Origin of the sequence: Vibrio sp. B1REV9 (assembly GCF_905175395.2) — a bacterium.
Lineage (GTDB): Bacteria > Pseudomonadota > Gammaproteobacteria > Enterobacterales > Vibrionaceae > Vibrio > Vibrio alfacsensis.
On sequence record NZ_HG992745.1, the window covers coordinates 1,157,600 to 1,178,338 of the forward strand.

A 20,739-nucleotide genomic window follows, 5' to 3' on the forward strand; every position below is an offset into this window, starting at 1 on the left:
CAAGATGCGAGCATTTTATCTTTAATTCATGAGACTGAATTAGAAGTCGTAACGTAGACCTAGAGCTAGCTCGTCTTCTGCGTCAATCTTAGTTGCAGTGCCGTTAAGTTTAGATGTTGAGCCGATCTTATCGCCAGCATCAATTAGGTTGAAGTTGTACGATACGTAACCACGGAAGTTAGGCTGGAAGTAGTAAGATGCATCAACAGCGAAGTTGTTTGCAGACGTTTCATTGTTCGTTTCTGCATTATTGTATGTTGATGTGAATACCGTTTGACCTAGAGTGTAAGCACCGGCTAGTTCGTAACCTGTGTAATCTACAGTGCTCTTAAGGTTATCTGTCATTTTTTTGCCGTCAGTGAATACACCCGCGAAGTATAGATCGCTGATAGTGTAAGACGCTGCTAGCATGTACTCGTTCGCTTTATCTTGATCAGCATAACCTGCACCTAGGTTAATACCAGTGTCGCCTAGTGCGTAGATCGCAGATAGAGAGTAACCATCTTGCTTGTTGTCGTAGTATTCACCAGTTTGTTCGTTTTCTAGGCGGTCAGCAAAGCGGTAGCTTGCTTTAACTGCTAGGTTTTCGAATTGGCCTTTGTATGCAAGCATGTTGTCTGCACGGTCAGCGACTGCCAGTTTGTCTGCTGCAGTGTTGCCTGCGTAAGCCATGATATCTGTGAAGTCTGTGATAACACCTAGTGCGCCATCGTTTTTACCGTAAGTTACTTCACCGAATGCGCCACCAAGACCAGCGTATGCGTAACGAGTGTCTAGGTTGTTGCTGCCGCTATCTACTACGCCTTTATCAGCTGTAGTGAACTCACCTTCCCAGAAACCAACACCGTATAGGTTGTCGTTGATTGCTTGAGTACCAAGGAAGTTTAGACGGATACGAGATTTGTCTGCTGCATCGCCATCTTTCATAGATAGACGAGCTTCAGCACGACCACCCATCTCTAGAGAAGTGCCATCTTGGTTGTAAAGTTCCGCTGCGTTAACACCTGTTGCAATAGCTGCTGCAGATACAGAAAGAGCAATTAGAGTCTTTTTCATCTTATTAGTCCTAGTTCGCTGTCCATAATCATTGTTTTATGGGGGAGAGTTGTTCTCTCTCAAGTTTTTGCTATGTGCATAGTTTTATTCGGTAAAAATTATCCGTAATAGTTAAAGCTACGCCACAGCAACTTGCCGGACATGTTTTACTGCTAAAGTTTCATGATGAGTTAGTAAAATGATATAAATCCAAATAATGAACACTGTTCGATTTTTACTGTTGTGGTATTAAGTTATTGTATTTAAGAGTTTATTGTTGTCGTGACATTGCTCTGACATTGATTACTTTTTACCTTTATTTATGTTTTTTATGTAATGAACACTGTTTGTTTTCAATAAAATGAGACAATGATTAATGTGGATATTGATTCATTTGGTGGTTTGATTTCACCTTAACAGCTGCAAATTCGAATTAAGGTGATTTCACTGAGGAGTTTGTTTAAACTAAGTGAAACAACTCCTTGAACGTACTACCCAGCTTCGATAGCCGGGTGGGCTTTTTTTTGTCCAAAGACACCTTTGGCCTTGAGGTTATATAATGGAAAAAGTTCCTATGACACTGCGTGGCGAGCAGCTGCTACGTGTAGAACTAGAACGTCTACTAAAGCTTCGTCCGCAAATTTCAGAAGCAATTGCAGAAGCGCGTGAGCTTGGTGATTTGAAAGAAAACGCGGAATACCACGCTGCACGCGAAGAGCAGGGGATTTGTGAAGCACAAATCCGTGATATTGAATACAAGCTATCTGTTGCTCAAGTTATCGACGTAACTAAAATGGATAACACTGGCAAGGTAATTTTTGGTTCAACAGTGACACTGATTGATTGTGATACTGATGAAGAAAAAACTTACCAAATCGTTGGTGATGATGAAGCAGACATCAAAGCAGGTCGAATTTCAGTAAGCTCACCTATCGCTCGTGGCCTTATTGGCAAAATGGAAGGCGACGAAGTTGCTATCCAAACACCTGGTGGTGCAAAAGATTTCGAAATCGACAGCGTTGAATACATCTAATTGGTATTCGATAGATGCAAAAAAGGTCGCCAATGGCGACCTTTTCTTATTCCAAATAGTAAGTAGGAATTACTTACGAGGAATTTCGATTTTACGCTCTTCAGACTGACGGAATAGTACAAGTACTTTACCAATAGTCTGAACTTTTTCAGCGCCCGTCTCACGTACGATAGCGTCGATGATTAGCTGTTTTGTCTCACGATCTTCTGATGCAACTTTAATTTTGATCAGTTCGTGATGGTTTAGAGCGATTTCAATTTCTGCTAGCACGGCTTCTGTAAGTCCATTTGCGCCCATTAGCACAACAGGTTTTAAACTGTGAGCCAGGCCTTTAAGGTGCTGCTTTTGTTTGGTGCTTAGGTTCATTACGCGGCCAATTTTCTTTAATATAAGGGTTGAAAAAAGCTATTTTAACGCCATCTATTGCTGAAGACTATAATTTATTGAGTAATAGGTTGGACCTATTAAAACAATAGCTCCTATTTGTGCCTTGTTGGGATTAAAATGAGTAAACAAAAACATTCAGCGAGTTCTGGTCGTTGGTTGAAAGAACACTTTGATGATAAATACGCAAATGAAGCTCGTAAAAAAGGTTACCGTTCGCGTGCTTACTTCAAAATTGATGAAATCCAAACGAAAGATAAACTGTTGAAACCAGGAATGACCGTGGTCGATCTAGGTGCAGCACCAGGAGGATGGTCTCAATATGCTGCTAAGATTGTAGGTGACAATGGTCAAATCATTGCATGTGACTTGTTGCCAATGGATCCCATTGCTGGTGTAAGTTTCTTGCAGGGTGACTTTCGTGACGATGCGGTTCTAGAGGCATTGTTAGACAGAATTCAACCATCTATGGTTGATGTTGTAATGTCTGATATGGCACCTAATATTGCGGGTAACAACTCAGTTGATCAGCCACGCGCTATGTATTTAGTTGAATTAGCTTTAGATATGTGTCGACAAGTTCTAGCACCTAATGGTAGCTTTGTCGTAAAGGTTTTCCAGGGTGAAGGCTTCGACGAGTACGTTAAAGAAGTCCGAAACATGTTTAAAGCCGTAAAAATCAGAAAACCAGACTCATCGCGAGCTCGCTCACGAGAAGTCTTTGTTGTAGCCACTGGTTACAAAGGTTAACTATTTCGCTCGTTTAGAGCATGGTTAACACTATAGCTACAGCTTATAAACTGTAGTACCCTACCTTTAATTACAATTAGTTATCGAGAGGCTGACACCTTGAGTGACATGGCAAAAAATTTAATTCTGTGGCTTGTTATCGCTGTCGTGTTGATGTCGGTATTCCAGAGCTTTGGCCCTGGAGAGAGCAATGGCAGAACCGTGGATTACACCACGTTTGTACAGGAAGTTGGCCAAGGCCAGATTCAAGAAGCAACTTTTAAAGACGGTGAAATTAGTTTCGTTCGTCGTGGCGGTGGTGCCAAAATGGTCACCTACATGCCGGTGTACGATCAGAAGCTTCTAGATGATCTAATTAACCAAAATGTAAAAGTACAAGGTACGCCTCCTGAAGAGCAGAGCTTACTCGGTACTATATTCATCTCTTGGTTCCCTATGATCTTACTGATTGGTGTGTGGATTTTCTTCATGCGTCAAATGCAAGGCGGTGGCGGTAAAGGCGCTATGTCCTTCGGTAAGAGTAAAGCTCGTATGATGAGCGAAGAGCAAATCAAGACAACTTTTGCTGACGTTGCAGGCTGTGATGAAGCAAAAGAAGATGTCAAAGAACTGGTTGATTACCTACGCGATCCAAGCCGCTTCCAAAAGCTGGGTGGTAAGATCCCGACAGGTGTTCTAATGGTCGGTCCTCCAGGTACTGGTAAAACGCTTTTAGCGAAAGCCATTGCTGGTGAGGCAAAAGTACCGTTCTTTACTATCTCGGGTTCTGACTTCGTAGAAATGTTCGTGGGTGTTGGTGCATCTCGTGTGCGTGACATGTTCGAACAAGCAAAGAAAGCGGCACCTTGTATCATCTTTATCGATGAAATTGATGCGGTAGGTCGCCAACGTGGCGCAGGTGTTGGTGGTGGTCATGATGAGCGTGAACAAACACTAAACCAAATGCTGGTAGAGATGGATGGTTTCGAGGGTAACGAGGGTATCATTGTTATCGCAGCAACCAACCGTCCAGACGTATTGGACCCTGCATTGTTACGTCCGGGTCGTTTTGACCGCCAAGTGGTTGTTGGCCTACCAGATGTACGTGGTCGTGAGCAGATTCTTAAAGTTCACATGCGTAAAGTACCTCTAGCGGGTGATGTAGAACCATCACTAATTGCTCGTGGTACACCGGGTTTCTCTGGTGCTGACCTTGCTAACTTAGTTAACGAAGCCGCACTGTTTGCTGCTCGTGGTAACAAACGCAACGTATCAATGGTTGAGTTTGAGTTAGCGAAAGACAAAATCATGATGGGTGCAGAGCGCCGCTCAATGGTGATGTCGGAAGACGTAAAAGAGTCAACGGCTTACCATGAAGCAGGTCACGCGGTTGTTGGTCGTCTAGTGCCTGAGCATGATCCAGTGTACAAAGTGTCGATCATTCCACGTGGTCGTGCGCTAGGTGTCACTATGTACTTGCCAGAACAAGATCGTGTAAGTATGTCGCGTCAACACCTAGAGTCTATGATTTCTAGCTTGTACGGCGGCCGCTTAGCTGAAGAACTGATCTACGGTGCTGATAAAGTTTCAACAGGTGCTTCTAACGATATTGAGCGTGCGACTGAAATCGCGCGTAAGATGGTAACGCAATGGGGCTTCTCAGAAAAACTTGGTCCTCTTCTTTACGCAGAAGACGAAGGTGAGGTGTTCTTAGGTCGTAGCGTGACTCAGACGAAACATATGTCTGATGACACAGCGAAGCTTATTGATGATGAAGTTCGTAATATCATCGATCGCAACTATGACCGTGCGAAGAAAATCTTGGAAGACAATATGGATATCATGCATGCGATGAAAGATGCGCTAATGAAGTATGAAACCATTGATGCTGGCCAGATTGATGACCTGATGGAACGCAAAACTGAGATTCGCGAGCCAGCTGGTTGGGGGGATAACCCAAGCAACAAGTCTGACCGCGATGATACGCCAAAAGCGCAACCTGAAGTAAAAGCTGAAGAAACAGAGGTTGAAGCAGAAAAACCTGCTGAACAACCAACTTCTCAAGAAGCTACTTCTAGCGACGTTCCAGAAAAGAAAGATTCAGAATAACGTTAATTGATAGTAATAAACCCCGAGTTCGCTCGGGGTTTTTGTATTTATGATGATTATTAAAGCAAACAATAAATCTCTCGACCTTTCCCGTCCTCATGTGATGGCAATTCTCAATGTGACGCCTGATTCATTTTCTGATGGCGGAAAATACAACTCTCTCAATAGCGCATTACTCCAAGCAGAGAAAATGATTAACGCTGGCGTCAGTATCATCGATATCGGTGGTGAATCAACTCGTCCTGGCGCTCCAGACGTTGAGTTGGAAGAAGAACTTCAACGTGTCATTCCTGTTATCAAAGCGATTCGAGAAAAATACGACGTATGGATTTCTATCGACACAAGTAAAGCAGAAGTGATGCGCCAAGCCATTGAGGCAGGCGTGGATATCATTAATGATGTGCGAGCCTTACAAGAGCCAGGCGCATTGGCGGTTGCGGCAAAAGCCAACTTGCCCATTTGCTTGATGCATATGAAAGGGCAGCCTCGTACAATGCAAGCTAACCCTCAATATGATGATCTCATGAGCGATGTTGCTGAATTCCTTCAAGAACGTATCGCAGCATGTGAGGCGATGGGGATTGATAAGTCTCAACTTATTCTTGACCCGGGTTTTGGCTTTGGCAAAACCACTGAACACAATTATCATATGCTGGCTCATCTTGATAAGTTTCATGAGTTTGGTTTGCCAATTTTGGCGGGGATGTCTCGTAAGTCGATGATTTTTAAATTACTTGATAAGCCAGCAGCCGAATGTATTAATGCGAGTGTCGTTTGTGCCACTATTGCTGCAATGAAAGGGGCGCAGATCATTCGAGTTCACGATTTTGAGCAAACCATCGAAGCAATAAAAGTTGTCGAGATGACGAAAAACAATATTTAAAAAGAATTAAGGAAAGTTTTATGTCTGATAAAAGACGTTACTTTGGTACAGATGGTGTACGTGGAAAAGTTGGACAATACCCAATTACACCAGATTTCGTACTTAAGCTTGGCTGGGCTGCTGGTCGTGTACTAGCAAAACAAGGCACAAAAAAGGTTATTATCGGTAAAGATACCCGTATCTCTGGCTACATGCTTGAATCTGCTCTAGAAGCGGGTCTTGCCGCGGCGGGTCTAAAAGCGACGTTTACCGGTCCAATGCCTACACCTGCAGTGGCATACTTAACTCAAACGTTTCGCGCAGAGGCGGGGATTGTGATTTCTGCTTCACACAATCCATACTATGATAATGGCATCAAGTTCTTCTCATCAGAGGGTACGAAACTGCCTGATGATATCGAGCTAGCGATTGAAGCTGAGCTAGACAAAGACATCGAATGTGTTGAATCATCTGAGCTTGGTAAAGCAACGCGTCTAAATGACGCAGCGGGTCGCTACATTGAATTTTGTAAGGGAACCTTTCCATCAGAGCTTAACCTAGCAAAACTGAAGATTGTTGTAGATTGCGCGCATGGTGCGACATACCACATCGCTCCTAACGTATTTAAAGAGTTAGGTGCTGAAGTCGTGGCCATGGGTGTAGAGCCGAATGGCACTAACATCAATGATGAAGTTGGCGCGACAGATGTACGTGCGTTACAAAAACGCGTTGTTGAAGAGCAAGCTCATCTAGGCCTTGCATTTGATGGCGACGGCGACCGTATCATTATGGTTGACCACCTTGGTAATAAGGTCGATGGCGACCAAATCGCTTACATCATTGCGCGTGATGCATTGCGTCGTGGCGAGCTAAAAGGCGGTGTAGTGGGTACGTTGATGACCAACTTGGGCATGGAAAATGGCTTAAAACAGTTGGGTATTCCATTTGTACGTGCAGCTGTTGGTGACCGCTATGTGATGGAACAGCTGTTGGCAAAAGGTTGGAAGATCGGCGCAGAAAACTCAGGTCATGTTATTTTGTTAGATAAAGTGACAACCGGTGATGCAATTGTAGCTGCACTTCAAGTTCTCGCTTCTGTTGTTGGTAGTGATATGTCCTTGCACGATCTGTCTCAAGGCATGACGCTTTATCCACAGGTACTTGAGAATGTACGTTTTTCAGGTGATAGCAATCCACTGGAAGCTCAAGCAGTTTTAGACTCTGTCGCAGAAGTGGAAGCTGTACTCGGTGAGAAAGGGCGAGTACTTCTTCGTAAATCAGGTACTGAGCCACTTCTTCGTGTGATGGTAGAGGGTGAAGACGCTGAGCTGGTACAGGCGTCAGCGCTAAAAATCGCAGACGCTGTTAAAGCAAACTGCTAATCGAAAATTACTACTCACAATGTAAATTGAGTATGTGATGTATCTCGAATGTAGAATAGAAAAGGGCATCTTTTGCCCTTTTTTTGAGCGCTTAATGCATTAGTGCTGATTTTTTGCGAATTTTCCCTTGTCAGCGTTACTGGCTTTCGCTAGTATTGCTCCGCCTCCTGTTAGGAGGTCGCTAGCCTTGTTCATGAATAACAAAGAGTATTTTTGAACGGCGCTGGCTCAACAATTTGGAACATAGGTGGAAAAAATGTTTTCAGTTCTACTTGTGATTTACCTGTTGGCAGCGCTTGGTGTGATTGGCCTTGTGTTGATTCAACAAGGTAAAGGCGCAGATATGGGAGCCTCGTTCGGTGCAGGTGCTTCAAACACAGTGTTTGGCGCTAGCGGCTCAGGTAATTTCTTAACCCGAACAACTGCTATTTTAGCAACCGTATTTTTTATCGTTAGCTTGTTACTTGGCCGTATGTCAACGCACACGACTGAGTCACAATGGGTAGACCCAACGTTAGGTCAGCCAGTTGTAGAGCAAGTTAAAGATGCAGCGAGTGAAGTTCCAGCACCAGCTGGTGATGAAATTCCTCAATAAGCTGTAAAGGTTTATGACGCCGAGATGGTGAAATTGGTAGACACGCTAGCATGAGGTGCTAGTGCCTTTGGTGTGAGGGTTCGAGTCCCTCTCTCGGCACCATGTATTTACAAACTTGTAAATCGCCTGTTTGAGCGTATAATGCTCAGCAAGTCGGACGCGGGGTGGAGCAGCTTGGTAGCTCGTCGGGCTCATAACCCGAAGGTCGTCGGTTCAAATCCGGCCCCCGCAACCAATCTCTTCTTTCTTTAGGAAGAATGGAAAGGTTGGCAAGTTTGCGCAGTGCTAACCATACTGCGAGTTAAGAACAGCATTATTGGCTATTCTTAACGTATCAGGGTCCAGCAGCATAAAACCCCGACTTTCGGGGTTTTTTGTTATCTGAGTTTTTATAATTTAACTCAGAATGTTGCTTGGTTTTTTGATTGGGCTCTGAGCCCTTTTTTTGTTTCTGGAGTGGTTCAAATGACTGGTTTAGAAAGACAACTTACTGAAATGCTTGAAGCGCCAGTAGCGGCATCAGGTTATGAGTTAGTTGGATTAGAATTCATTCGTGCAGGTGCGCACTCAACGCTACGTATTTACATTGATCATGAAAATGGCATTAATGTGGATGACTGTGCAGAAGTTAGCCGCCAAGTGAGTGCAGTATTAGACGTTGAAGATCCAATTTCTGTTGCTTATAGCTTAGAAGTGTCTTCTCCAGGTTTAGAAAGACCACTTTTCAAAGCAGCACATTACGAGCAATTTATTGGTCACGAGGTCAGCATCGTTTTGAAGATGGCTGTGGCAAACCGTCGCAAGTGGAGTGGTATTATTCACGGCGTTGATGGTGAGACAATAGCGGTTATGGTTGAAGGGCAACAAGAAGAGTTTGCTCTAAGCAACATTTCAAAAGCTAACCTGATCCCTAAATTTTAGTTCCCTAAAAAAGTTTAAGCTTAGAGGCTAAATACAATGAGTAAAGAAATTTTAGCGGTAGCAGAAGCGGTATCGAACGAAAAAGCGGTACCTCGTGAGCGTATCTTTGAAGCTCTTGAGATTGCTCTAGCGACGTCTACAAAGAAAAAGTACGAAATCGAAATCGATGTACGTGTTGCTATTGATCGCAAAACAGGTGAGTTTGTTACTTACCGCCGTTGGTTGGTTGTTGAAAACGTAGAAAATCCAACAAAAGAGATTTCTCTTGAAGCAGCACAATACGACGACGAAACTGTTCAACTGGGCGATTTCATCGAAGACGAAATCCAATCAGTAACGTTTGACCGTATTACTACGCAAACAGCTAAGCAAGTTATTGTACAGAAAGTACGTGAAGCTGAGCGCGCGCAAATTGTTGAGCAGTTCATCGACAACGAAGGTGATTTGATCACTGGTGTTGTGAAAAAAGTAAACCGTGAAACTATCGTACTAGACCTTGGCAACAACGCGGAAGCTGTGATCCTACGTGATGACCAACTTCCTCGCGAAAACTTCCGTCCAGGTGACCGTGTACGTGGTTTGCTATACAAAGTTGCACCAGAAGCTCGTGGCTTCCAACTTTTCATCACGCGTTCTAAGCCAGAAATGCTAGCAGAGCTATTCCGTGTAGAAGTGCCAGAAATCGCTGAAGAAATCATCGAATTGAAAGGTGCTGCACGTGATCCAGGTTCTCGTGCTAAAATCGCAGTAAAAACAAACGACAAGCGTATTGACCCTGTGGGTGCGTGTGTTGGTATGCGTGGTGCACGTGTACAAGCGGTTTCTGGTGAGCTTGGTGGTGAGCGCATTGATATCGTGCTTTGGGATGATAACCCAGCGCAATTCGTTATCAATGCAATGGCTCCTGCAGACGTTGCATCTATCATCGTTGATGAAGATGCGCACTCTATGGATATCGCTGTAGAAGCTGATAACCTAGCACAAGCAATCGGCCGAAGCGGTCAAAACGTACGTTTGGCGTCTCAACTAACTGGTTGGGAACTAAATGTAATGACGGTTGCAGATCTTCAGAAGAAACATGCTGAAGAATCTCAAGCATCTATCGAAAACTTCATGAAGTATCTAGATATCGAAGAAGACTTTGCTCAACTACTTGTTGAAGAAGGCTTCTCTACTCTAGAAGAAGTGGCATACGTGCCAGTAAATGAGCTTCTTGAAGTTGACGGTTTAAATGAAGAACTTATCGAAGAGCTTCGTAGCCGTGCGAAAGATGCGTTAACAACAATTGCACTTGCACAAGAAGAATCTTTTGATGGTCTAGAGCCAGCAGAAGACCTACTAGGCTTGGATGGTCTAGAGCGCGAGATGGCATTTAAATTGGCAGCGAAAGGTATTGCAACACTAGAAGACCTAGCTGACCAAGGCATCGATGATCTAGAAGGCATCGATGGTCTAACCGAAGAGCGTGCGGGTGAGCTAATCATGGCAGCTCGTAACATCTGTTGGTTCGGCGAAGAATAATATTTTCAGCAAGGAGGAAGCGGCATGACACAATTAACAGTTAAAGCACTGAGTGATGAGATTGGTACGCCAGTCGACCGCTTGATTGAACAACTTGCTGACGCTGGCATGAATAAGGCGAGCTCTGACAATGTTACTGATGAAGAGAAGCAGAAGCTTCTCTCTCATTTGAAAAAAGAACACGGCGATAAATCAGGTGATTCTGAGCCGACTCGTCTAACTCTACAGCGTAAAACTCGTAGCACATTGAGTGTTAATGCGGGTGGCGGTAAGAGTAAAGATGTTCAAGTAGAAGTGCGTAAGAAGCGCACATATGTGAAGCGCAGCACTATCGAAGACGACGCAAAACGTGAGGCTGAGGAAGTAGCAAAGCGTGAAGCTGAAGAGCTTGCGAAGCGTGAGGCTGAAGAACAAGCCAAACGTGAGGCTGCAGAGAAAGCACAGCGCGAAGCCGATGAAAAAGCAAAACGTGAAGCGGATGCAAAACGTGAAGCTGAAGAAAAGGCAAAACGCGCACAAGCTGATAAGGCTAAGAAAGACATGAATGCAAAAAATGCGGATGCTAATACGCAAGCGAAGAAAGATGCTGACGAGCTAAAGCGTCGTCAGGAAGAAGAAGCCCAACGTAAAGCTGAGCAAGAAGCCGCAAAACTTGTAGAAGAAGCGCGTAAACTTGCTGAAGAAAACGAAGCTCGTTGGACTGAAGAAGAAAAGAAAAAGAAAGAGCTAGAAAACTCTGACTACCATGTAACGACATCATCGTACGCACGTGAAGCTGAAGATGCTGCAGATCGTAGCTCAGAAGCTGGCCGTCGTAAGAAGAAGAAAAAAGCTTCTAACCGCAACGATGACAACGAGCGCGGTGGTCGTAACCAACGTGGTGGTAAAGCTCGTAAAGGTAAACTTGCTAAACCAACTTCAATGCAACACGGTTTCGATAAATCGGCAACGGTAGCGAAGCAAGATGTTGTTATTGGTGAGACTATTGTTCTTTCTGAACTAGCTAGCAAGATGTCGGTTAAAGCGACAGAAGTTATCAAAGTGATGATGAAGATGGGCGCGATGGCGACTATCAACCAAGTGATTGACCAAGAAACAGCGGCACTTGTTGCTGAAGAAATGGGTCATAAAGTTGTTCTTCGTAAAGAGAACGAACTGGAAGAAGCAGTACTATCTGACCGTGACACTAACGCAGAATCAGTGCCACGCGCGCCAGTTGTGACCATCATGGGTCACGTTGACCATGGTAAAACGTCAACACTTGACTACATCCGTCGTACACACGTTGCATCAGGCGAAGCGGGTGGTATCACACAGCACATTGGTGCTTACCACGTAGAAACTGAAAACGGCATGATCACGTTCCTTGATACTCCAGGACACGCGGCGTTTACTGCTATGCGTGCTCGTGGTGCTCAAGCGACAGATATCGTTGTACTTGTTGTAGCTGCGGATGATGGTGTAATGCCACAAACAATCGAAGCGATCCAGCACGCGAAAGCGGCAGGCGTTCCTCTGATTGTTGCAGTGAACAAGATCGATAAAGAAGACGCGAACCCAGACAACGTTAAGAATGAGCTAGCTCAATACGACGTAATCCCTGAGGAATGGGGCGGTGAGAACATGTTTGTTCACATCTCTGCTAAACAGGGTACAAACATCGATGGTCTTCTAGAAGCGATTCTTCTTCAGTCTGAAGTTCTTGAACTTACTGCTGTAGCAGAAGGTATGGCATCTGGTGTGGTTGTTGAATCTCGTCTAGATAAAGGTCGTGGTCCAGTTGCAACTGTACTTGTTCAATCAGGTACGCTACGTAAAGGCGATATCGTATTGTGTGGCCAAGAGTACGGCCGCGTTCGTGCAATGCGTGACGAATTAGGTAAAGAAATTACAGAAGCTGGTCCATCTATCCCTGTAGAGATCCTAGGTCTTTCAGGTGTACCATCTTCAGGCGACGAAGCAACAGTAGTACGTGATGAGCGTAAAGCACGCGAAGTAGCAAACTACCGTGCTGGTAAGTTCCGTGAAGTGAAACTTGCTCGTCAGCAGAAATCTAAACTAGAGAACATGTTCTCTAACATGACTGCTGGTGAAGTTGCTGAGCTAAACGTAGTTCTTAAAGCGGACGTACAAGGTTCTGTGGAAGCGATTGCCGACTCTCTACTAAAACTGTCTACTGACGAAGTGAAAGTGAACATCGTTGGTTCTGGTGTTGGTGGTATTACAGAAACTGATGCAGTACTTGCAGAAGCTTCTAACGCAATCATCCTTGGCTTTAACGTTCGTGCGGATGCATCTGCTCGTCGTGCTATCGAAAATGCAAGTGTTGATCTACGTTACTACTCAATCATTTACCAATTGATTGACGAAGTTAAACAAGCAATGGGCGGTATGCTTGCTCCAGAATTCAAGCAAGAGATCATTGGTCTTGCTGAAGTACGTGACGTGTTTAAGTCACCGAAACTGGGCGCAATCGCTGGTTGTATGGTTACTGAAGGTCTAATCAAGCGTAACAACCCAATCCGCGTTCTACGCGATAACGTTGTTATCTACGAAGGTGAGCTAGAATCACTTCGCCGCTTTAAAGATGACGTTCAAGAAGTTAAGAATGGCTACGAGTGTGGTATCGGCGTTAAGAACTACAACGACGTTCGCGTAGGCGACCAGATCGAAGTATTCGAAATCGTTGAAATCAAACGTACTCTAGACTAATTGACTAATATTACTAAATGTCTAAAAGACAAATAGTAATGGGTTGTTGAATACACCATGGGGGGCTGGCTTGACCATCCCCCCATTCTTTCTATGTAAGAGAATGAATATGTCAAAAGAATTTAGCCGCACGCAGCGTGTTGCACAACAGCTGCAAAAAGAACTTGCGATGATCCTTCAGCGCGAAGTTCGTGATTCTCGTTTGGGTATGGTAACCATCTCAGATGTAGAAGTATCTCGTGACCTTGCTTACACAAAAGTATTTGTTACTTTCCTATGTGTCGGTGAGCAAACGCCAGAATCATGCCTAGCAGCTCTACGTGAGCATGAAGTTCATATTCGTATGATGTTAGGTAAGCGTATTCGTTTACGCTTAACACCAGAAATCCGCTTCTACTACGACAACACGCTTGTTGAAGGTATGCGTATGTCTAACCTAGTATCTGAAGTCGTTAACGAAGACAAGCGTAGACAAAAAGATGCTGGTCGTGAAGACGATCAAGCACAGGCTGGAGAAGATAACTAATGGCTCGTCGTCGTAAAGGTCGTCCAATTAATGGCGTTATCTTGTTGGACAAACCAACAGGTATCTCTTCAAATGATGCACTGCAAAAAGTAAAGCGTATCTACTTTGCTGAGAAAGCAGGTCATACGGGTGCATTGGACCCACTAGCGACGGGCATGTTGCCGATCTGCTTAGGCGAAGCAACCAAGTTTTCGCAATTTTTGTTAGATTCAGATAAACGCTACCGCGTGATTGCTAAGTTAGGCGAACGTACAGATACGTCTGATTCTGACGGCGAAGTGGTAGAAACACGTCCAATCGATGTTGATTTAGCAAAACTAGAGTCATGCATTGATACATTCCGTGGTGAATCTGACCAAGTGCCTTCCATGTTTTCAGCATTGAAATACCAAGGTAAGCCACTATACGAGTACGCTCGTAAAGGTATCGAAGTACCACGCGAATCTCGCAAGATCACAGTATACGAAATCGTACTTCATCGCTTTGAGGGTGATGAAGTTGAGATGGAAGTTCACTGCTCAAAAGGCACTTACATCCGTACTATCGTTGATGATCTTGGTGAAATGCTTGGCTGTGGTGCACACGTGACAATGTTGCGTCGTACTGGTGTTGCTAAGTACCCATACGAGAAAATGGTGACACTTGAACAGTTAAATGAACTGTTAGAACAAGCTCATCGTGATGAAGTAGCGCCAAAGGAACTGCTTGATCCGTTGCTGTTACCAATGGACACAGCCGTAGAAGATTTGCCTGAGGTAAATTTAAACGCGGAGTTAACCGACCTTGTGCAGCATGGTATGCCTGTTCAGGTATTTGGTGCGCCAGCAGGAACGCCAATTCGTATGACTTCTGGTGAAGACAAGTTGTTTATTGGCGTTGCTGAATTGAACGATGATGGGAAAGTGGCACCAAAACGTTTGGTGGTTTTCCGAAACGAAGAGTAACTTCGTTTAGTTCAAGAAAATACCGGCTTTTGTGCCGGTATTTTTATATTGCGTGAGTTAGGAAACTTCCCTATAATTCGCGCTTCGCGTAGCGGCTGAATCAGAGATTGGCTGCTACAATTTTAAACCTACTCTTATTAGGAGAGAATTATGTCTCTGAATGCAGAAACTAAAGCAGCAATCGTAGCAGAATACGCACAAGGCGAAGGCGACACTGGTTCACCAGAAGTTCAAGTAGCTCTACTTACAGCTTCTATCAACCACCTTCAAGGTCACTTCAAGGCTCACAAAGGCGATCACCACAGCCGCCGTGGTCTTCTACGTATGGTTTCTCGTCGTCGTAAGCTTCTAGATTACCTAAAAGGTAAAAATCTAGCTCGCTACCAAGACCTAATCAAGCGTCTAGGCCTACGTCGCTAATAAGCGACTGCATAGCAGTTTGTAAAAAAAAGGGGCTTTATGCCCCTTTTTTGTTGCCCCTTACTTATTTTGGCTGCTATAGCTTAGCCAAATCACACTTATGCCGTTATACTACACGCGGCTAAATCTCGTTTAGAGGTTTTAATCAGCTCAATACATTACAGTCAACCACGTCGACCAAAAGGTCGCGACTATTAAAAATGCACTTCAGTTTGACTCAGTCCATTTTTACTAGTCGCGATTCGTAATGCTTTGAGTGTCTATTAACACATTCTGAGATTTTTCTATTCATAGAGAAAAATTAGAAACAAGGAATAACAATGTTCGAAAAACCAGTTGTTAAAACGTTCCAGTACGGTAACCACACAGTTACCCTAGAAACTGGCGTTATCGCTCGTCAAGCTACAGCAGCAGTAATGGTTACAATGGACGATACAGCAGTATTCGTTTCAGTTGTAGGTAAGAAAGAAGCAGTTGCGGGTCAAGATTTCTTCCCACTAACTGTAAACTACCAAGAGCGTACATACGCTGCAGGTAAAATCCCTGGTGGTTTCTTCAAGCGTGAAGGTCGTCCTTCTGAAGGTGAAACGTTAACGGCTCGTCTAATTGACCGTCCAATCCGTCCACTATTCCCAGATGCATTCAAAAACGAAGTTCAAGTTATTGCAACAGTAATGTCTGTAAATCCAGACGTTCAACCTGACATCGTAACGATGATCGGTACTTCTGCTGCGCTTGCTATTTCTGGTATTCCGTTCAACGGCCCTATCGGTGCAGCACGTGTTGGTCACATTAACGGCCAACTAGTACTAAACCCAAGCAATACTGAGCTAGATGCATCTAAACTAGACCTAGTGGTTGCAGGTACAGAATCAGCAGTACTAATGGTTGAATCTGAAGCAGACAACCTAACTGAAGAAGAAATGCTAGCAGCGGTTGTTTACGGTCACGACCAACAACAAGTTGTTATCAATGCGATCAACGAATTCAAAGCTGAAGTGGCAACACCAGCTTGGGATTGGGTAGCTCCTGAAGAGAACACTGCACTGGTAACTAAGATTGCTGAACTAGCAGAAGCTAAGCTTGTCGAAGCGTACCAAATCACTGAGAAGATGGCTCGTTACGATCGCATTCATGAAATTGCAGCAGAAGTAAACGAAGCGCTACTTGCTCAAGATCCTGAAGCGGATACAAAAGAAATCCACACTATCTTCCACGATCTAGAGAAGACAGTGGTACGCCGTAGCATCATCGCTGGCAACCCACGTATCGATGGTCGTGAGAAAGACATGGTTCGTGCGCTAGACGTACGTACTGGCGTTCTTCCACGTACTCACGGAAGTGCGCTATTCACTCGTGGTGAAACACAGGCGATCGTTACAGCGACTCTAGGTACACAACGTGATGCTCAAATCATCGATGAGCTAACTGGTGAGCGTAAAGATCACTTCCTACTACACTACAACTTCCCTCCATACTGTGTAGGTGAAACTGGTTTTGTAGGTTCTCCTAAGCGTCGTGAAATCGGCCACGGTAAGCTAGCTAAGCGTGGTATCGCTGCGGTAATGCCATCTGTAGATGAGTTCCCATACACAGTACGTGTAGTATCAGAAATCACAGAATCTAACGGTTCTTCTTCAATGGCTTCTGTATGTGGTACTTCTCTTGCTCTTATGGACGCAGGTGTGCCAATCAAGTCATCTGTTGCGGGTATCGCAATGGGTCTTGTTAAAGAAGGCGACGACTTCGTTGTGCTTTCTGACATCCTAGGTGACGAAGACCACCTTGGTGATATGGACTTTAAAGTAGCAGGTACTCACACAGGTATCACAGCACTTCAAATGGACATTAAGATCGAAGGTATCACTAAAGAGATCATGCAAATTGCGCTTAACCAAGCTCAAGGTGCACGTAAGCACATCCTATCTGTAATGGATGAAGCAATCTCTGGCGCTCGTGATGACATTTCTGAGTTCGCTCCGCGTATTCACACAATGAAGATCAGCGCAGACAAGATCAAAGACGTTATCGGTAAAGGTGGTGCAGTTATCCGTGCTCTAACGGAAGAGACTGGTACAACTATCGAAATCGAAGATGACGGTACAATCAAGATTGCAGCAACAGAAGGCGCTGCAGCGAAAGAAGCAATTCGTCGTATCGAAGAGATCACTGCTGAAGTTGAAGTAGGCCGTATCTACACTGGTAAAGTTGCACGTCTAGCTGATTTCGGTGCATTTGTAACGATTCTTCCAGGTAAAGACGGTCTAGTACACATTTCTCAAATTGCTGAAAAACGCGTTGAGAAAGTATCTGACTACCTAGCGGAAGGCCAAGAAGTTCAAGTTAAAGTGCTTGAAATCGACCGCCAAGGCCGTGTACGTCTAAGTATGAAAGAAGCGGTTGAAAAGCCTGCTGAAGAAGCGGCTATTGAAGCGCCTGAAGCTAAAGACGAGTAATAAAGTCATCGACTTTGGTCTTTTATTAGCTTAAGAGGCTGAAAGCGTGCTATAAAAGGGGAGCAATAATGCTCCCTTTTTTGTGCTTGTTCTGTGCGTTTGTTTACATTTGTCTATATAAGACGAACGCATTACCGAGCAACCTTACGGCGGTCTAAACAGGAGTCCCAATTAGTGAAATGGTTTCAAACCGCAAGTTTATGTGTGGCGTTCGCGCTGACCGGGTGTGTGAATACCGCTCAGCACTCAACTGAACAGTGGATTTACCCTCCGATGGCAGTACCTCTTCAACCGAGTGTGCAGCAAGAGGTCCAGATCGCTCGCCTTTCTCAGTTGCTGCAACGTCCTGACCTGAGTGATGAAGTACGAGCAAAGATGCACTTTGAGCGTGGTAATTACTATGACAGTGTCGGATTGCGTGACCTAGCTCGTTTGGACTTCAACCAGTCTTTGCAATTGAATCCCGCTCAGCCAGATATCTTCAACTTACTTGGCGTGTTCTTTACTCAAGTCGGTGAGTTTGATGCGGCGTATGAAGCTTTTGACTCCACTTTAGAACTTGCACCAGAAAACTCTTATGCAGAGCGAAACCGAGCAATTGCGCTTTACTATGGTGGTCGTATCGAGCTTGCGTTAGAAGATATGACCAAGCATTATCAAGAAATGCCGAGCGATCCATTTCGCGCACTCTGGCTCTATATTATTGAGGCAGAGCAGAACCCTGAACAAGCTAAGGCCAATCTTCAACAGCGTTACCAACGCGATCGTAGTGAAGAATGGGGTTGGGTTTTAGTCGCCATCATGTTGCGTGATGTGTCGGATGAAGCCGCATTGAAAGCGATCATGGAGGGCACTCGTGAGAATTATCGTCTTGCTGAGCGCCTAACAGAAACGTATTTTTACCTAGGTAAGCGCTACCGTTTAGAAGGGAATGTGGCAGACGCCATATCGCTATACAAATTAGCCATTTCTTTCAATGTGTATGAGTATGTCGAGCATCGCTATTCTTTCATCGAGTTAACTCAAATATACGAGCAACTTCAACAAGAGCAATTAGCTAAGCTCAAAGCCGAACAACAGGCAACAGAGCAAGAATAATCGAAAGCCGCCATGTTATAAGGCGGCTTTTTTGTGCTTGAACGTTTTAAAGTTAAAATTTAAAATAGTTAGCCTGGCTAACTAAATGAATAAAACTTGATGGCATTAGAGAAAAGTCTGATTGATCTTGAGCGTTTTTGCGCGAAAGCGTGGCGTGTTTACGCAAAAGAAGATCCCCTTTCAAATCTCAGCTTCAATGAGTTCGATTATTTGCGAGTCATTCACGTGAATCCACAAGGTATTCGCATCACCGATTTGGCGGAGGAACTGCAAGTCACTAAGCCGTCGGTTTCGAATATGGTGGATCGTTTAGAAAGAAAAGGCCTTGTTAAGCGGGTTCCGTGTAATGAAGATGCGCGAGCTAAGCGTGTTGTTTTGACGGAAGAGGTGATTGAAGATATGTCCTTGGAACAGGTTGTCTATAAGGATATCTCTGCACAAATGACGCGAAAACTCAGCGAGCGGGAAACTATGCAATTGAAAGCGCTATTGAACAAAGCGCTTGGAGATTGAAGTAATATTTTTTATTTTTGTCTATTTAGTTAGCTTTGCTAACTATTGAAGGTACAGATGCAAAACTCAATTTATAAACAGTTTTGGAAATACACCATTCCGACTGTTGCAGCAATGCTTGTAAATGGACTCTATCAAGTTGTGGACGGCATATTTATCGGTCGCTACGTTGGTGCCGATGGGCTAGCAGGTATCAATATTTCTTGGCCAATTATCGGCTCGATTCTGGGTATTGGTATGATGGTTGGGGTAGGTACTGGTGCACTATCATCAATTAAACAAGGTGAGAAAGATAGCGACGGCGCGAAACGCATTCTTTCTACAGGCTTATTGCTGCTTGTTGCACTGATGCCTATGGTTGCCACGATTCTGTATTTCTTTGCTGATGATTTTATCCGCTGGCAAGGTGCAGAGGGCCGAGTTTATGACCTTGGTCTTCAATACTTACATGTGTTAAGCGTAGCTTGTGTGTTCTCCTTAGGTTCGATAGCCGTTCCATTCTTATTGCGTAACGATGATAGTCCCAACCTAGCCACTATTTTAATGGTGATTGGCGCCATTATTAATATCGTGTTGGATTATGTTTTCATTGCGTTACTTGATTGGGAACTGACAGGTGCAGCCATTGCGACCGCTCTTGCGCAGATGGTAGTAACTATTCTTGGTGTTGGGTATTTCTTTACCTCGAAAGCAAAAATGCGTTTGACGGTCAGCGACTTAAAGATGCAGTTTGATGTCATTCCTAAGATTGTCACGATCGGTACTTCTAGCTTCTTTATGTATGCCTACGGCGCAATGATGGTGGCATTTCATAACAGTTTGTTCGCGCAACATGGCAGCGCACTGCTTATTGGCGCCTACGCCATTTTGGGCTACATAGTGACGGTTTATTACCTGATTGCAGAGGGTATCGCCAACGGTATGCAGCCACTAGTGAGTTACAATCATGGTGCTCGCAATCAAGACAATATTCGTAAACTACTTAAGATCGCGATGGGAACATCAGTACTCGGCGGCGTGGCATTTGTTATTTTGATGAACATTTTCCCATACGAGTTTGTCTCGGTGTTTAATAGTTCAGATCAAGAGCTCATTGATAGCGCGGTGGTAGGGATTCGTCTACACATGTTCGCTTTGTTCTTTGATGGTTTCTTAGTGGTTGCAGCGGCGTACTATCAATCGGTTAACAAAGGCAGTAAAGCGATGTTCGTTACGATAGGAAATATGCTGGTTCAACTTCCATTCCTATTCATTATGCCAAAGCTCTTGGGCGTGACAGGTATTTGGATTGCGTTCCCGCTGTCTAATATTGCGTTAAGTTTGGTGGTATTTACCATGCTATGGCGTGACATTAAGAAGCTAATGAATCAGAGTCCGGTTGAAGCCGCGGTTCACGTATCTTAGTAGCGAACAGTTAGCTATTCACAGTTAGCTATTCATAAGTAGCTATTAACTATTGCTAAAAGCAGTAAAAAAGTAGCAGCAACGAAAAAGCGAGG

General features: G+C 44.3%; 18 protein-coding genes and 2 tRNA genes. 18 read left to right on the forward strand and 2 right to left on the reverse strand.

Annotated features, from left to right (window positions below; all coding sequences use genetic code 11):
* Positions 1–39: 39 nt before the first annotated feature.
* A complete protein-coding gene (locus KHN78_RS10895; protein WP_211916040.1) occupies positions 40–1,056 on the reverse strand; it encodes a porin in 1,017 nt (338 codons plus the stop codon).
* 538 nt (positions 1,057–1,594) lie between these two features.
* Here KHN78_RS10895 and greA point away from each other — a divergent pair.
* On the forward strand, positions 1,595–2,068 hold the full coding sequence (gene greA / locus KHN78_RS10900; protein ID WP_128810265.1) for a transcription elongation factor GreA: 474 nt from the start codon (positions 1,595–1,597) through the stop codon (positions 2,066–2,068).
* 69 nt (positions 2,069–2,137) lie between these two features.
* Here greA and yhbY read toward each other — a convergent pair whose 3' ends face one another.
* Positions 2,138–2,434, reverse strand: a complete 297-nt coding sequence (yhbY, locus tag KHN78_RS10905) for a ribosome assembly RNA-binding protein YhbY (RefSeq protein WP_009842966.1) — start codon at positions 2,432–2,434, stop codon at positions 2,138–2,140.
* Between the two features lie 138 nt (positions 2,435–2,572).
* Between yhbY and rlmE the strand changes: the two genes are divergently transcribed.
* The 17 genes from rlmE to KHN78_RS10990 all read left to right on the forward strand — a co-directional run bounded on the left by rlmE (position 2,573) and on the right by KHN78_RS10990 (position 20,644).
* Positions 2,573–3,202, forward strand: coding sequence for a 23S rRNA (uridine(2552)-2'-O)-methyltransferase RlmE (gene rlmE, locus KHN78_RS10910; protein ID WP_128810266.1), 630 nt, complete (start codon positions 2,573–2,575; stop codon positions 3,200–3,202).
* 108 nt (positions 3,203–3,310) lie between these two features.
* The gene (gene ftsH / locus KHN78_RS10915; protein ID WP_206513200.1) at positions 3,311–5,290 is read left to right on the forward strand and encodes an ATP-dependent zinc metalloprotease FtsH; all 1,980 of its coding nucleotides are present in this window, start codon (positions 3,311–3,313) and stop codon (positions 5,288–5,290) included.
* A gap of 52 nt (positions 5,291–5,342) precedes the next feature.
* Positions 5,343–6,173: a dihydropteroate synthase gene (folP, locus tag KHN78_RS10920; RefSeq protein WP_211916539.1), complete on the forward strand. Its 831-nt coding sequence runs from the start codon at positions 5,343–5,345 to the stop codon at positions 6,171–6,173.
* A gap of 20 nt (positions 6,174–6,193) precedes the next feature.
* A complete protein-coding gene (gene glmM / locus KHN78_RS10925) occupies positions 6,194–7,534 on the forward strand; it encodes a phosphoglucosamine mutase (protein ID WP_206513210.1) in 1,341 nt (446 codons plus the stop codon).
* A gap of 256 nt (positions 7,535–7,790) precedes the next feature.
* Positions 7,791–8,129 (forward strand): preprotein translocase subunit SecG, encoded by a 339-nt coding sequence (gene secG / locus KHN78_RS10930; protein ID WP_128810268.1) that lies wholly within the window; start codon positions 7,791–7,793, stop codon positions 8,127–8,129.
* Positions 8,130–8,147: 18 nt separating this feature from the next.
* Positions 8,148–8,231: transfer RNA gene (locus KHN78_RS10935), tRNA-Leu, on the forward strand.
* A gap of 56 nt (positions 8,232–8,287) precedes the next feature.
* A tRNA-Met gene (locus tag KHN78_RS10940) sits at positions 8,288–8,364 on the forward strand.
* Between the two features lie 230 nt (positions 8,365–8,594).
* Positions 8,595–9,050: a ribosome maturation factor RimP gene (rimP, locus tag KHN78_RS10945; RefSeq protein ID WP_128810269.1), complete on the forward strand. Its 456-nt coding sequence runs from the start codon at positions 8,595–8,597 to the stop codon at positions 9,048–9,050.
* 36 nt (positions 9,051–9,086) lie between these two features.
* Entirely contained in the window at positions 9,087–10,571 is a 1,485-nt protein-coding gene (gene nusA, locus KHN78_RS10950) for a transcription termination factor NusA (RefSeq protein ID WP_211916041.1), read from the forward strand.
* A 24-nt stretch (positions 10,572–10,595) separates the two neighbouring features.
* Positions 10,596–13,283 (forward strand): translation initiation factor IF-2, encoded by a 2,688-nt coding sequence (gene infB, locus KHN78_RS10955; protein ID WP_211916042.1) that lies wholly within the window; start codon positions 10,596–10,598, stop codon positions 13,281–13,283.
* 109 nt (positions 13,284–13,392) lie between these two features.
* Positions 13,393–13,809, forward strand: a complete 417-nt coding sequence (gene rbfA / locus KHN78_RS10960; protein ID WP_211916043.1) for a 30S ribosome-binding factor RbfA — start codon at positions 13,393–13,395, stop codon at positions 13,807–13,809.
* The gene (gene truB, locus KHN78_RS10965; protein WP_211916044.1) at positions 13,809–14,753 is read left to right on the forward strand and encodes a tRNA pseudouridine(55) synthase TruB; all 945 of its coding nucleotides are present in this window, start codon (positions 13,809–13,811) and stop codon (positions 14,751–14,753) included. Before rbfA ends, truB begins: the two co-directional genes overlap by 1 nt.
* A gap of 150 nt (positions 14,754–14,903) precedes the next feature.
* Complete coding sequence (gene rpsO / locus KHN78_RS10970; RefSeq protein ID WP_005380094.1) at positions 14,904–15,173, forward strand: 30S ribosomal protein S15; 270 nt, start codon at positions 14,904–14,906, stop codon at positions 15,171–15,173.
* Between the two features lie 320 nt (positions 15,174–15,493).
* The gene (gene pnp, locus KHN78_RS10975) at positions 15,494–17,629 is read left to right on the forward strand and encodes a polyribonucleotide nucleotidyltransferase (protein WP_128810273.1); all 2,136 of its coding nucleotides are present in this window, start codon (positions 15,494–15,496) and stop codon (positions 17,627–17,629) included.
* 174 nt (positions 17,630–17,803) lie between these two features.
* Positions 17,804–18,727: a lipoprotein NlpI gene (nlpI, locus tag KHN78_RS10980; RefSeq protein ID WP_128810274.1), complete on the forward strand. Its 924-nt coding sequence runs from the start codon at positions 17,804–17,806 to the stop codon at positions 18,725–18,727.
* A gap of 99 nt (positions 18,728–18,826) precedes the next feature.
* Positions 18,827–19,240 carry a MarR family winged helix-turn-helix transcriptional regulator gene (locus KHN78_RS10985; RefSeq protein WP_128810275.1) on the forward strand — a complete coding sequence of 138 codons (414 nt, stop codon included), beginning with the start codon at positions 18,827–18,829 and terminating at the stop codon, positions 19,238–19,240.
* Positions 19,241–19,297: 57 nt separating this feature from the next.
* Positions 19,298–20,644, forward strand: a complete 1,347-nt coding sequence (locus tag KHN78_RS10990; RefSeq protein WP_211916045.1) for an MATE family efflux transporter — start codon at positions 19,298–19,300, stop codon at positions 20,642–20,644.
* Positions 20,645–20,739 lie beyond the last annotated feature (95 nt).

Coding starts and splice junctions, on each gene's coding strand:
- truB (WP_211916044.1), top strand. CDS start 13,809: ATGGCTCGTCGTCGTAAAGGTCGTCCAATTAATGGCGTTATCTTGTTG.
- KHN78_RS10985 (WP_128810275.1), top strand. CDS start 18,827: ATGGCATTAGAGAAAAGTCTGATTGATCTTGAGCGTTTTTGCGCGAAA.
- nusA (WP_211916041.1), top strand. CDS start 9,087: ATGAGTAAAGAAATTTTAGCGGTAGCAGAAGCGGTATCGAACGAAAAA.
- folP (WP_211916539.1), top strand. CDS start 5,343: ATGATTATTAAAGCAAACAATAAATCTCTCGACCTTTCCCGTCCTCAT.
- KHN78_RS10990 (WP_211916045.1), top strand. CDS start 19,298: ATGCAAAACTCAATTTATAAACAGTTTTGGAAATACACCATTCCGACT.
- rlmE (WP_128810266.1), top strand. CDS start 2,573: ATGAGTAAACAAAAACATTCAGCGAGTTCTGGTCGTTGGTTGAAAGAA.
- yhbY (WP_009842966.1), bottom strand. CDS start 2,434: ATGAACCTAAGCACCAAACAAAAGCAGCACCTTAAAGGCCTGGCTCAC.
- rpsO (WP_005380094.1), top strand. CDS start 14,904: ATGTCTCTGAATGCAGAAACTAAAGCAGCAATCGTAGCAGAATACGCA.
- rbfA (WP_211916043.1), top strand. CDS start 13,393: ATGTCAAAAGAATTTAGCCGCACGCAGCGTGTTGCACAACAGCTGCAA.
- rimP (WP_128810269.1), top strand. CDS start 8,595: ATGACTGGTTTAGAAAGACAACTTACTGAAATGCTTGAAGCGCCAGTA.
- pnp (WP_128810273.1), top strand. CDS start 15,494: ATGTTCGAAAAACCAGTTGTTAAAACGTTCCAGTACGGTAACCACACA.
- glmM (WP_206513210.1), top strand. CDS start 6,194: ATGTCTGATAAAAGACGTTACTTTGGTACAGATGGTGTACGTGGAAAA.
- infB (WP_211916042.1), top strand. CDS start 10,596: ATGACACAATTAACAGTTAAAGCACTGAGTGATGAGATTGGTACGCCA.
- KHN78_RS10895 (WP_211916040.1), bottom strand. CDS start 1,056: ATGAAAAAGACTCTAATTGCTCTTTCTGTATCTGCAGCAGCTATTGCA.
- ftsH (WP_206513200.1), top strand. CDS start 3,311: ATGGCAAAAAATTTAATTCTGTGGCTTGTTATCGCTGTCGTGTTGATG.
- secG (WP_128810268.1), top strand. CDS start 7,791: ATGTTTTCAGTTCTACTTGTGATTTACCTGTTGGCAGCGCTTGGTGTG.
- greA (WP_128810265.1), top strand. CDS start 1,595: ATGGAAAAAGTTCCTATGACACTGCGTGGCGAGCAGCTGCTACGTGTA.